The organism is Chitinimonas lacunae (assembly GCF_042650885.1).
Classification (GTDB): Bacteria; Pseudomonadota; Gammaproteobacteria; order Burkholderiales; family Chitinimonadaceae; genus Chitinimonas_A; species Chitinimonas_A lacunae.
The window spans coordinates 3,169,974-3,182,609 of sequence record NZ_JBHSBU010000001.1 but is presented as its reverse complement, the minus strand read 5'-3'; the positions used below and the strand labels follow the sequence as shown (position 1 = coordinate 3,182,609).

The window sequence follows — 12,636 nt, the reverse complement described above, 5'->3', positions numbered from 1 at the left end:
TATGACGACTTCACTCAAACCCTACCTCGATCGTCTCGACTTTCAAGCGATGGAGACGGTGTTGTCCGCCGGCATCCGCGAGTGCATCGAGAATGTCGCGCGCGAACACTCAGGCGAAGAATTCGTCGGCTTTGCGCTCGACTGCAACTTCTCGGTGGGGTCGATCTTTTTCAGCCTAGCTTCGAAGAGCTACCTATCGAGCATCGCAGCGCAGGCGGGCATGGATACGGGAGCCGCAGCTTCTGCACCATCGGCACGAGAACAATTCTGGTCATTGGGTGACTGGCCACTGTATTGCGTCAATGACCGATATGCGCCGACGTTCGTCCAAGCATGGAAGCCGTGGGAATCCCTGATTGAAACCGTCGGATACAGCGAGCTGTACCAGAAGACGTTCGATGTAGACCTATCCAATGCATTCAATGCACATCTCGCCGACTGGGCAGCCAGCGTGCTCATTGAGTGCGAATCCAGGGGGGCATTCCATAAGATTGCACGAGCGGATGCTTTCCGGCTCATCGTCCTGGATCACGACGAAGAAGTTGGCGCGGGGCTAGAGCGAATCGAGAGATGCAAATGATATTCGCAGAATCCAGCCAACTCCTATTCGCATTTCCCGTCGCTCTGAGGACCCCCTAGTAGACCCTTCCAACGCTTGCGATGGCTGCGCCATGGTTTATCCCTTAGCCAAAAAGACGAACCTCAACACCAGCCGGAGGACGCGTGTAGGTTATTTCTAAAGTGTTCTTAGTTATCCAGCTTGAGTTCTCTTGCAACCCCGATAGTTTTGCATGGACGTGGATTCCCCATATCCTCATGCAAAGAAAACTTAGAACCAGCACGCCGAGCGCTCTTATGAATGAGGGCTTGCGCAGGTTCTTGATAACAAAATAGATGCCCTTTGACGCCCATCCATTGACGGTAATCAATAGTTCTTCTTTGGCATCAATCGCCTTCCAAGCGCACTTGAAGAAGTCTCGCTGATGATAGTTCAATTTGACCATGGCAGTTGCTGTCATTGCTGGCGCTTCAAACAACCTCGGAGAGTCCACGCGAATGCACTCCCGAGCCATTTTGCGGAGGCACTAACATAATAGTGCCCCTCTTACCATTAGCAGTTAAAAAAATCCATCGCCGGCATCGGCCGCCATGCACGCCAAATAGGCAGCGAAACACGTTCCTCTGACGACTAGATACGACGCATTTCCTGCGATGCTAACGCAGGTCTTGCCGTATTGATCTGCAGCGGCTTTGCAGGCCTCATACATCATTCTGCAGTTCGAATCATTCTTAAAATCGCGATTTTTCCCCCACTTCTTCTCAACCGGAGGCTCAGCCGGGACGCGTGTTTCCGGATGAGATTCCGGGGGCTTGGGATCGGGCGAAATACCTGGCGGGTAAACGATATTTCCACCGCGTGGCTTCTTCCCGAGAAGTTCGTCTTCAAGATTCTGCGCAGAGCTTCCGGGCAGAACTATCGGGGGAAGCAATATCGGACCAGGAATTGCCACGAGACCATTGCGGTCAACGTTTCGCAATGGATTGTTCTCCGCATAGGAGAATGTCCCTAAACCGCCGAACAGCCCGATAGGGTCGCTTTGCACATAGCGCCCACTGCTTGCCTCATAATCCCGAAACAGATTGTAATTTAGCTCGGATTCGGGGTCAAAGTACTGACCAGGAAAGCGCAAGTTGTACACCACTCTCTTACCGTCCTGATCCGGATCTTCGTCGGCAATAGCATTTCCGAAAGCATCTGAATCCCAACGCCAGACCGCTTTATTGCTGACGGGATCGCTGACCGCCCTAGGCGTGCCCAGGTGGTCCGGGTGAACATAGTAGACCGACGTTTTGCTGGGGCTCTTGGCGTCCGGTTGAATCGTAGCAATCGGCAGATCCCCTAACCACACCGTTTCCTGGATCAGGCTACCGTCGGTCTTGTACTCGCCCAGCAGACGACCTTGCTCGTCATAGACAAACCGCACCCCTGTCTTGACCAGTCGTTCCCCCCAAGCATTGTGGCTGTACTGGTAGGTCTTGCCATTTGTGGTGACTTTGACCAGCCGCTCAGCCCCGTCGTACTCGAATGTCCGGGTGCCGTCGCTTTGCAGATGACCCGTCGCGGTATAGGTCCGCGTCTGGGTGCCCAGACTCGTCAGCCGATTACTGGTGGCCTCAATCGTTGAGGCCGTGGTCGTGCCATTACGGCTGACCTGGGTTCGGTTGCCGTTGGCGTCGTACTGATAAGCGTCGTTACGATGGGTCGCGGTTTCGCTCGTCAGCCGATCCAGCACGTCATAACCAAATTCCTGCGTACGCTTGGCGTCTTGCAGGTCTTCCTGCTGCTTGACATTGCTGGCCCCGTCAAAGATCAGCCGTTTGGCAAAGATGCCGGCGGACTCGATTCGGTAAATCCGACCATTGGTGTCGTAAAGCCGGGTATGGTGCAGGCCATTCGCCCAGGTCCAGCCCTGCGGTCCACCGAAGGGTTGATAAACCACCTGAGTCAGCAAGGGCTTGCCGTCCAGATTAACCGCGACGATCTGACCATTCTGCCGAACATAGTCGATCACTCGGCCTGATGGCGTCGTCAGTCCAGATAGCTGATTCGCCGGTGTCCAGCGATAGCTCACCGTTTGCGTCAGCGTGCCAATCTGCTGGGTTTTGGCTTCCAGCCGGCTTTGGCTGTCGTAGCGGTAGCGCGTGGTCGCGGTGTTGTCCTTGACCTCGCTGAGCCGGCCGACGCTGTCCCACTGGAAAGTCCAGTTGGGCCCACCCGCATGACGCTGCTCAATGAGTCGACCTGCACTGTCGTACTTGAACTCGGTCGTCTGCCCCGCAGCATTGGTTCGGGTCTTGATCTGGCCATCCAGTTCATAGGTCTGGCTGCTGGTTCCTGTGTCCGGACTGATTTGCTTTTCCAGCTGGTCAAGACCGTTGTACTGGTACTCGGTGGTTAAACCCTTGGGGTCAGTGACTTTGACCAGATTGTTGAAGGCGTCATATCCCATCCGCGTAATGCCACCCTTCGGGTCGCGGATCGTGGTGAGGCGGTTAAACGCATCATATTCGTAGTGGGTGGTCCGCCCGAGATGATCAGTCGCTGCGGTCCGGTTGCCGTTGGGGTCGTAGCCATAGCTGACCCAACTGCCATCGGCTTGGATGACCTTGGCCAGCCGACCCAGCTGGTCGAACTCTTGTTTAATGGTTTGGGTAATGGCTGCCTGGGATGGGAAGGCGGCCAGGACCGCTGCCAGCGTGAAGACGCTGGCGAATCGAGGAAATCGCATAAGAAATTATTCGCTGTCTTGTTGAGTCGGCAGGCTGTTCGGCGCAATCAGGGACAGACGTTCAGCGTCCACTTTCGCCATCGCGGCGGCCAAGGTGCCGTTAGCATCCTGCACATCCTGTTGAAGTCGATTACCGGCAGCATCCAGCACGTAGCGGATGCTATGGCCCTGGTTGTTGCGGATGCCGACTAACCGGTGGGCTGGGTCGTACTCATAGTCGATCTGGCTGCCATCGGGCAGATTGACCTGCTTGAGCAGGCCCGTCGGCGCGTACTGGTAGCGCGTCACAGACTGACCCTCGCTGTAGGTCAGCAAGCGACCGCGAGCGTCATAGGTCATCGATGCCACCACGCCATCAGGACGGGTGATCGACAGCGGTTGACCATGGGCGTTGTGGGGACCGTACGTCGTGACCAGCCCAGCACGATCCTTGAACGAGACCAGATTGCCCGTGGCGTCATAGCCGAACTCGCTGCTGCGGCCCGCCGGATCGGTCACGCTCATCAAGCGATTGTTGCTGTCGTAGGCATAACGCCAGCTCCATACCTTCCCATTGGACTCAACGGTCTTCTTGGTCAGATTGGCGCGCTCATCATAGTCAAAGCTGACGGTCCGATCGTTGGCGCTGATCTTCGTGGGCAAGCGGAATGTCGCATGCCATTGCGTAGTGACCGCCCGAGGTGCCGAGCTGGTCGCGGCTTCAATCCGCGTCACCTCCAGATCCCGCTCGGGGTCGTAGGTGAACCACGTCACATTGCCGTTGAAGTCGATCTGCTCTTGCGGATTGCCAGCCGAGTCGTAGGTACGCTTGCGGGTACTGGCGTTGCAACCCGAACCACCCGGCTGCCAATTGCCCGCAAAGAGGAGGCGACGGCCGATCTGCTGGTAGTTGAAGAACCGAGTGGCACCCGTTGGGCTGGTCTGGGCCGTGCTGGGCCAGCCACGTGCCCCGCCGAAGCTCAAGGTGTAGCGGTTCACCCCACCGGCGTGCTCGGAACTGATCGCTGCGCCGTATCGGTTGTAACTCCAGGTGGCAAACCGCACCCCGTTCTCATCGATTAACCCTGACAGCTTGTCACCGCGCTCGGGGTCGTCGTGGACGTACTGACGCGTTGTCCCGTCCGCATGCGTGACCTTGGCCAGATAGCCCTTCGGCGAATAGTCAAAGCTCGCCACCAGACCTGTCGTGCCCGAAGCATTGCCGCTCTCGACTTTGCTGAGCCAATCGTCTTCGATTCCACCCAGCGTTTCCCGGCGGTAGGTAAAGGTCAGCGTGCGACCCGTGGTGTCATCCTTGACTTGGCTCAGCAGCTTATCGGCATAGGTCAGCGTGTAGCGCTTGCCACCGCCTTCGATGAGCGAGACCAGATTGCCTTTGGCGTCGTAATGCTCAGTGTTCACGCCATCAAAGACAGTAAAGCCGGTCGGACCAATGGTCAGCTTGAGGGTGTTCTTGTCGGTCGCGCCGATAATCCGGCCATCCGTCGTGGCGGAGAAAGACGCTCCATCGGTACGCTCCAGCCGGTAGAACAACAGACGCGGTTTCGGGCCTGAACTATTCGCTGCACGGCTATTCCAGTACTCGCGCCAATCCGGGTCCATATGCGGGGGAATACCCGGATCAATGAAATAGGAATAAACCGGCAATACCCGGGCGTGCCAATTGTGGCGCCAGCCCAGGCCGAGTTGATGCTTCGGACCGGAATCGTGGCTGTTATAGAACCGGATGAAAGGCACACCCAGCAGGGTATCAATCTCGCGCTGGAACTTATTCCCCGTCGCGGTATTGATGGGATTGCCGGTTGTCTTATCCATTTCCTCTGAGCGTTTTGGGCATTCGGGCATGCCCTGTTCCGGATCAGCCGTGTCGTCCGGATCACGTTCTTCAGGTTTCGGATTGGGCTTGCACTGATCCGGCGACACATCTTTCACCAGATATTCACCCTCGGGGCAAATCTTCCGGCAGCGCTGGCTGACTTTGCCAAAGAAGGTTCCATCTGGACAACCGATGATGGCACGGACAATTGTACCCTCAAGGTAGCTTTGCCCGTCGATCTGAAGGTCATAGCACTTGGCTCGCATACCATTGGGCGCCAAGCACTCATAAGGACCTTTGGTGACTTTCCACCAATTCCGTTTTGGCTTCGGGTAGAAATGGTCTACCCATTCCGAAATACTGGCGCTTTCGATACAGGCATTAAAAAGGTCACAGACTTTCGGATAGGGAATGGTGGTGCCATCGTCATCGGCAGCCAGGGTGAGCGGAGAGATTCCCAACAAGGACACGGCAATAGCTAGTTTTCGAATACTGCGTTGACCATGACCATGGGGAAAAGCGAGGGGTTTTAACCAGCTTTTCATTGAATAACCACAAGAGAATAAAAAAGAAAAATCTACCCGGGGCGCGCACAACGGTGCGCACCCTTATCAGAGTCGATCGAAGAATAGATTATATCGCGGCATCCCCAGTCAAGCCACTATTGCCTTACGGAACAGCACTTTAAAGACAAATGTTTATGGTTCATTTGTGCAGTATAGAACCTGACTATTTAGATGAATTACGTTATTGAATAGGGAAATCGTTCGATATTCGATGCCGCTCGGCCGCCCCTGCGGGAACAGCAACAAAGGCGGCCGCACTGTTTTTATATCGAACGCATGTTCGACCAAATTCACTGCGATGCCATTTGGCACGGAAGTGCCTGCCCAATGCGCCGGCGGCGACTCGCCTTCTAGTGTCTGACAGTCCGTCCAGATTTCTTACGACGACCACTCGCTGATGATTGAGGGGAGATTCTGACGATTTATCCTCCATTGCATTGATGTCCGAAATCGGCGAGTCGCTTTCTCTGCCCGATGCTAGTTTCCGACTCCCTCTCTGATGACGTCACCCTGCGTCATGCCCGCCAGCTCCCCCCACTCTCCAAAGCACTGACGCCGAGCCACACGCCGCATTGGGCACTGTCATCGCAGTGCCCCACCGCACCCGGTGCCATCGCAATGTGAAAACTCACACGTCATTTATTCCGGGGGCTGACCGACCCAGACGACACCTGCCTCACCTGCCTGCTGCCCCCAACGGCCACGCGGTTCTGAGCTGCTGTGGGGAGCGACCCCTGTTGACACGACCCTCGAAAGACTGGAGCCAAGGATGGAGTCCGCGATTCGTACCCTCATGGTTGTCGTCTCCCCCGCCTGCACCGTGCTGCCACCCCCACGTTTAGCGGTGGCGTCCCCCAATGCCGTGCTCGATGAGGCAGCGATGTTTCATTGGCGCCTCCGGCCGATCAGCGGGGCGAGCGGGCGACCAGTGACGCCGACTTGCCACCTGGGCGGTGCAGTCAAGGCCGGCTGGTGAGGTGCCCGCCATGGAACTGCGTCATCTTCGAAGTTTTGTCGCGGTCGCGGAGGAGCTGAACTTCACTCGGGCAGCGACCCGGCTCCATGTCGAGCAATCGCCGCTTTCGCGCACCATCAAGGAACTGGAATCGGACTTGGGCGCCGTGCTGTTCGAACGGAACTCGCGCGGCGTACGGCTCACCTGGGCCGGTGAGCGCTTTCTCGACGACATGCGCCCCATCCTCGCGAAGCTGGAGCAGGCGCGCGCCAATGTGAAGCGTGCCGCGCTGGGCTTTCGCGGCGTGCTCCGGGTCGCACTGTCCGACTGCGTCCCGGCCGATCCTCTTAGTTAGAGCGACACGCTTGGCCGGTTCACGACGTATCGATCTGATAAGCGCCGATCATCAGGTGCCGAATCGCATCACGCATCGCAGGGGGAAGTTGAAGATACTGCTCGGCAAGGTCGATTTCCTCCTTCTCCTCCCGCGTCGGCGGTCGAGAGAAAGCCGACCTCCGCGCTGTGGGCCTCTTTCGTCGATTGGGTCTATCCATCGTTGACTCCCCTGCGTAAGCACGCGCCCGATGGCGCAGGAGTCTTACACTTTGGTCAGCGTACCGGTGCAAATTGCAGTTTCATCCGATGACAACTTTGTTTTCATCGCTGGATTCCGTCGTTGTCACGTAGCACCGGGATGATCCGTTGCTTGGCGGCTAGGCATTCATTGAGCGAGAAGCAGTAGGCTTTTTCGCCGTCAAAGCGGCTAACCCAACTATAGACTTCGGTGAGATTGATCGTTAGTTCCGGAGATCGCTGACCGCTACGCTGGTGTTAATCAGGCGTTAGTTCCGCTAACGGCCAGGAGCGGTCGCTCAGAACGGCATATTTTAATGCCCGTGATCTCACTCATCCGTATCCAACGGATCCACTCCATCCAGACAAACGTCTACTCCACGGGCACGAGTAGTGCGCGAGAGAATCTGTGTGGTGTGGATGGAGGTCAGTCTAATGGGGTCGTTTGATCCGTCCCACTTATCAGCGAACAATGCGATGTTGAAGCCAGAAGGATGCTGGGAAGACGGATAAAGTAGCCCCGCGATTCGGTCTGATTGTCGCTGCCTGCAGAACTCCGCGAAGTAGCGTGCGGGACGATATACGTGGTCACCTCCTCCTTTCCAAGGAGCGTGCGCAAGCTCGTTGGGAATTCCACGGATGACCCCGACCTCGTACGCCTGCTCTTTGTAGTCACCAGCAAATACCGACGGCCAAGGAGCTTGTTTCAATAGCTGCAGATCGAGAATCGGGACGTTCCGAGTAAGCGTGAAGTTTCCCAGATAAATGATCCAGCCGGTCTCAACGCGCAGCTCACTCAACGCTGTCTGAACATCGTTTGCCCCATAGAAGCAACGAATTCCTTCTGGATTTAGACGATTTGCACGTCCGTTAGGGTGTGCCCCAAGCGCGCAATAGCCATCTGCCTGCACTGCCTCCCACAAGCTGAAATTCTCATCGGCACGGCCTCGCCAAAGGGGCGTTCCGGCCTCAAGCCAACGAAATGCTTGTGGTGCCCGACGCTCAATCATTTCCAACGCCCGACCAACAGCATTATTTGCATTATTGTCGTTTAGCTTGACAGGGTCGAGTTCGTCGCCCCTCAGGCTAGACCAAAAACTTTGGAGGCTTGCTTGGCGCTCCGTTTGGTTGAGATAGCGACAGCTCGGCCGGTGATAGTTGTCGGTGTCGCGAGCACGAATGAGGTGCGCCACCTGCTCAGCCACTTCCCGCGTTACCTGGGCCTCTCGCTCGATCGTAGCCTCCAGCGTCTCCGGCTCGTATTCATGGCATAGGACTCCGATTCCCACCTGTCGGGCTGGCATTGCGCTGCAACTGAAGTGTTTGCGGAGGATCCGGTCAATTTCAGACGCTAGATCCTCCAGCGTCGGCTCATAGAACTTGGCTGCCAGCATTGCAGCAAAATTAGGTTGACCGATTTCCATCACGATTCTCCTCCATCACGATTCTCCAGAACTCGATAAGTCAGCGTGCTCCGCAGCAGCTAACGCCGCAGCCACTTCGGAGTCAAGTGCTCGCCCCAAGCTTCGGCCTCTAGCTGATCGACCGCTTTGGGTCGAAAGCGGACATATCAACACCAGCACACTGATCAGCTTAGACCGGATCAGTGATCAAGGCAGGCCAGTACATGCACCAACTCTTGCAGCCCGAAAAGCGAGCGAGAAGACTGTGGGATGCATCAGCTATGCGGCGCGCAGTGCCGACCACTCGCCCGTCCGAACTTCATTGCTCACCACTGCAATCAGCTCATCGGTGTTTTCTGTGGTGACAGCATCAACAGCAGCGCGGCCATTCAGTATCGCGCGTGGCGCGGCCAGGGCGTGATAGATCTCCCAAGGCTCTGCACTGCGCGCGAGCTTCATCACCGCCTGGATAAGCGCATGCTTCACTGGGTCGAGATGCCAGTCCGGAATGCGGCGGCCACGATTGCCAAGGTTCAGTGCCAAGAGATTGCCCGCTGACACTTCATAGTTGATCCAGCGCTTCGACTTGCCCGCCAACTGGGCAAAGTCGACGGCCGGCAGATTGTGCGGCGCCTCAAAGATGTCGATCAGCGCCAACTGCTCACGCTGGACGCCCGAGAGAACGGGCAGCATTGCGGAACGTGGGGCCGGTACTGCCGGGAGACGCGTCGCTCCATCGGACTCGGTGGAACCCACACGCGGCTGCGTCACGATCAGCATCGGCGACACCATCGTGCTTGCAGCCGCTCCGTCGGACGATGCAGCGGGAACCGCCTGAAACTGGACAATGAGGCGTTGGCTCGCGCGCTCGACATGACCCTGTTCGAACAGATCGAGCCGGTCGGCCCAGTCTTGCATCATCGCTCGCCGCTGCTCCACGTATTCGGCGTGGTTATACGATGCGCTCGTGGCGTCCGGGTCCACATGCGACAGCTGTGCATCAATCCACGCCTTGAGATACCCAAGCTCATGGAGCGCCGTCGAGATGGTGCCCCGGATGCCGTGCCCGGTGAGCAGGCTCTTGAACCCCATGCGATGCAGTGCTTGGTTCAGCGTGTTGTTGCTCATCGGCAACGTCACGTCGTGATCGCCGCGAAGCAGGAAGCGTTGTGCCGGCTTGAACTGGTCCAACAGATAGCGAACGATCTCGATGGCCTGCACGGGAAGCGGCACGATGTAAGGCGGCATGTCCTGGGGGCGAATGCGCTTCTTCCGCATTTCAAGCTGGAGCTGCTTCACCGCATCCGGTGGAATCTTCCAGAGGCCCGCGTCAAGATCGAACTGTTCTGGCGTCGCTTGCAGCAGTTCACCCGTTCGAACCCCCGTGAGTAGCAGCAACCGCACGCCGAACTGCGTGACGAGCCGGCCCCGATAGGACCGGATGCGCTGCATGAGACGTGGCAGCTCCGGCATCCGCAGCAACGGATTGTGGGAGACGGGCGGGAGAGGCATCGCGACGACATCGAGATCCGTTGCGGGATTGCTCTCAAGGTCGGGCACCACGACCAGCGCATAGCGCCACATGAGCCTGAGCCAGGTGCGCACCTTGTCGGCGATGGACAGAGCACTTCGGGCCTCGATCTTCGCCACTACGTCGATCAGGTCGGCTCGCTTGATGTGGTAGATCGAGCGCTCGCCGAGCGTGGGCAATACATCGCGATCAAATATGCGCCGAGCGCCCTCAAGCGTTCCTGCGCTGATCTGGAGTTCGCGGTGCCGGCACCACTTTTCGTAGACGGCACGGAATGTGTGCTCGTCCGCAAGCCGAACTTCGGCGCGCCGGCGCTTGCGCTCCTGATGCGGGTTGATGCCCTTTGCGAGGAGCGCACGCGCTTCATCGCGTAGCGCGCGCGCATCGCGCAGGCCGATCTCGGGATAGGTCCCGAGCGACATGCGCTTCTGCTTGCCGAGCCAGTAGTAACGGAAATGCCAGGACTTGCCGCCTTCGGCGGTCACAGCCAAGGAGAGTCCATCGATGTCGGGAAGGGTGTACGCCTGACCTGTTGCCTTGGCTTGCCGAATCGCGAGGTCTGAGAGTGACATGCTTCGCTCCTGAAGAGTCAGGAGTCAGATGCTCGTCACATCATCGCGTGGGCCACAGCAACAATCCGGAATCCACCACGCCCATAAAAAATGGACTTAAAAATGGACTTAAAAGTCCTGGCTGTTGGTGGATTTCCCTGGACGTCCCTGGAACATCCGAATGCGCGAAGCCACTTAAAATCAATGACTTGCAGCACTCCGTGGACGTCCCTGGAACACCCTGGAATTTGATGTGGAGCGGGCGATGGGAATCGAACCCACGTCTTGAGCTTGGGAAGCTCAGGTCCTGCCATTGAACGACGCCCGCACAGGGGCAGGATACTAGCAGAACCGGGTTTCCGAGCCAACCGGGAAGCCTAGGCCTGTTGCGAAGCTGGTGGGACAGTCGTTGCTGATTGTTCGTGGTGGCGGAAAACGGTTGGCAACTGGTCTGCTTGATTTGGCCGCTGATGCCGCTCAGCACAGCCTGGTAGGTAGTCTTGTCGGATTTTTTCTCTGTTTGCAAAGACCGTAGACCTGACGGCCCCTTCAGCCGTTTTCCCATGGCATATCAAGGTTTTTTCTGTATTTCATCTAATCATTATTTTCTGTTTGTGCTAGAATGTGGCCCCTTTTTTTCTTTTCCATATCACATTGGAATAATCAAATGCGTTTCAACCTATTACAATCCACGCTGATCGCTGCAACCATGGTACTGGGTAATGCTGCCCTGGCCGATACCACTTCCGAAAAGGTCGAGCAGCCCCAGGCCGAATCGGGTCTGGATTTTCTGCTTACCCTCGGACTGACGGCCGGCGGCGACAAACTGGGAAATATGATCTACACCAACGGCAAGTCGTCGTCGGTGCATGCAGGTGGAATGGTGCAACTGGGGGCGGGCCTGTACTGGCGCGCCAAGGATATGCCGCTTTCGGTCAAGGTCACCGGCAACTATCACGTAGACGGTGCGACGGCCTCGAATGGCGATCTGACCTTCCGCCGCTTTCCGATTGAATTTGTCGGCGCCTATCATTTTAACGAGCGCTGGTCACTCGGTACGGGTCCGCGTCTGGTCAAGAAGCCCAAGCTCAGCTTGAGCCTCGACGGACAAGGCGGCAGCGGTGAATTCGACGATACCGTGGGTTGGATCGTCGAAGGCGCTTATAACTTCAGTCCAAAGGCCGGTTTCGTAGTGCGGTATGTGAAAGAAGAATACGAAACCAAGGGATACCGCCCGCTCAAATTCGATGGTTCCCATATCGGCCTGATGTTGGATATGCGCTTCTGACATACCAATGAACAAGGAAAGGAAACCACGTTGTCCAAAACGCTCAAGACCCTGTTCGCGACCTTGGCACTGACGCTATCCGGCGCAGCCATGGCCGCTCCGACCGGCCAGCATTCGGGCCTGCGCTTTGTCATGACCGGCGGCTTGACCGGCGGTGGCGATAAGCTGAGCACCGTGCGCTATACCAACGGCAGCAGCAAGTCGATCCGCACCGGTGCCCTGGTCCAGTTTGGTGCTGGCGTAGTGTGGCGCGACCACGAACTGCCGGCGTCGATCAAGCTGACGGCCAATATGCATATGGATATCGCCCCAGGCAGCAATGGCGACGTGTATTTCCGCCGTTTCCCGATCGAGCTGATCGGCTATTACCATCCGACCGACCGTTGGATGGTCGGTGTCGGTGCCCGCTGGGCCGTCAAGCCCAAGCTGGTCTATGACATCGACGGTTATTCCAACCGGGTCCGTTTCGATAATGCCTATGGTCTGCTGTTCGAGGTGGGTTACAACTTCAATGACCATCTGGCCCTGATCGGTCGTTATGCCCATGAAGACTACGAATACCGTGACTTCAACAGCAACGACAGCATCGACGGCTCCCATCTGGGCCTGATGCTCGATTACCGCTTCTAAACGGAGACGGTCCTCGTTCGCCAATCGCCCCGG

At 57.2% G+C, this 12,636-nt stretch carries 9 protein-coding genes and 1 tRNA gene; 4 read left to right on the top strand and 6 right to left on the bottom strand.

Annotation, left to right across the window (positions count from 1 at the left end):
* The first annotated feature begins 1 nt into the window (after nucleotide 1).
* On the top strand, nucleotides 2–580 hold the full coding sequence (locus ACFOW7_RS13670; RefSeq protein WP_378165152.1) for a DUF4303 domain-containing protein: 579 nt from the start codon (nucleotides 2–4) through the stop codon (nucleotides 578–580).
* A 103-nt stretch (nucleotides 581–683) separates the two neighbouring features.
* Here ACFOW7_RS13670 and ACFOW7_RS13665 read toward each other — a convergent pair whose 3' ends face one another.
* From ACFOW7_RS13665 to ACFOW7_RS13655, 3 genes are all read right to left on the bottom strand, one after another.
* A complete protein-coding gene (locus ACFOW7_RS13665) occupies nucleotides 684–1,052 on the bottom strand; it encodes a hypothetical protein (protein ID WP_378165150.1) in 369 nt (122 codons plus the stop codon).
* Nucleotides 1,053–1,118: 66 nt separating this feature from the next.
* Nucleotides 1,119–3,290 (bottom strand): RHS repeat-associated core domain-containing protein, encoded by a 2,172-nt coding sequence (locus tag ACFOW7_RS13660; RefSeq protein WP_378165148.1) that lies wholly within the window; start codon nucleotides 3,288–3,290, stop codon nucleotides 1,119–1,121.
* A 6-nt stretch (nucleotides 3,291–3,296) separates the two neighbouring features.
* Nucleotides 3,297–5,651 carry an RHS repeat domain-containing protein gene (locus tag ACFOW7_RS13655; RefSeq protein ID WP_378165146.1) on the bottom strand — a complete coding sequence of 785 codons (2,355 nt, stop codon included), beginning with the start codon at nucleotides 5,649–5,651 and terminating at the stop codon, nucleotides 3,297–3,299.
* 1,007 nt (nucleotides 5,652–6,658) lie between these two features.
* Between ACFOW7_RS13655 and ACFOW7_RS13650 the strand changes: the two genes are divergently transcribed.
* On the top strand, nucleotides 6,659–6,982 hold the full coding sequence (locus ACFOW7_RS13650; protein ID WP_449252232.1) for a LysR family transcriptional regulator: 324 nt from the start codon (nucleotides 6,659–6,661) through the stop codon (nucleotides 6,980–6,982).
* Between the two features lie 547 nt (nucleotides 6,983–7,529).
* Here ACFOW7_RS13650 and ACFOW7_RS13645 read toward each other — a convergent pair.
* The 3 genes from ACFOW7_RS13645 to ACFOW7_RS13635 all read right to left on the bottom strand — a co-directional run bounded on the left by ACFOW7_RS13645 (nucleotide 7,530) and on the right by ACFOW7_RS13635 (nucleotide 11,013).
* A complete protein-coding gene (locus ACFOW7_RS13645) occupies nucleotides 7,530–8,624 on the bottom strand; it encodes an RES family NAD+ phosphorylase (protein WP_378165144.1) in 1,095 nt (364 codons plus the stop codon).
* A gap of 258 nt (nucleotides 8,625–8,882) precedes the next feature.
* Entirely contained in the window at nucleotides 8,883–10,706 is a 1,824-nt protein-coding gene (locus ACFOW7_RS13640; RefSeq protein ID WP_378165142.1) for a tyrosine-type recombinase/integrase, read from the bottom strand.
* 233 nt (nucleotides 10,707–10,939) lie between these two features.
* A tRNA-Gly gene (locus ACFOW7_RS13635) sits at nucleotides 10,940–11,013 on the bottom strand.
* A gap of 339 nt (nucleotides 11,014–11,352) precedes the next feature.
* Here ACFOW7_RS13635 and ACFOW7_RS13630 point away from each other — a divergent pair.
* Nucleotides 11,353–11,973 (top strand): hypothetical protein, encoded by a 621-nt coding sequence (locus tag ACFOW7_RS13630; RefSeq protein ID WP_378165141.1) that lies wholly within the window; start codon nucleotides 11,353–11,355, stop codon nucleotides 11,971–11,973.
* A gap of 30 nt (nucleotides 11,974–12,003) precedes the next feature.
* Complete coding sequence (locus tag ACFOW7_RS13625) at nucleotides 12,004–12,603, top strand: outer membrane beta-barrel protein (protein WP_378165140.1); 600 nt, start codon at nucleotides 12,004–12,006, stop codon at nucleotides 12,601–12,603.
* The last annotated feature ends 33 nt before the right edge of the window (nucleotides 12,604–12,636 follow it).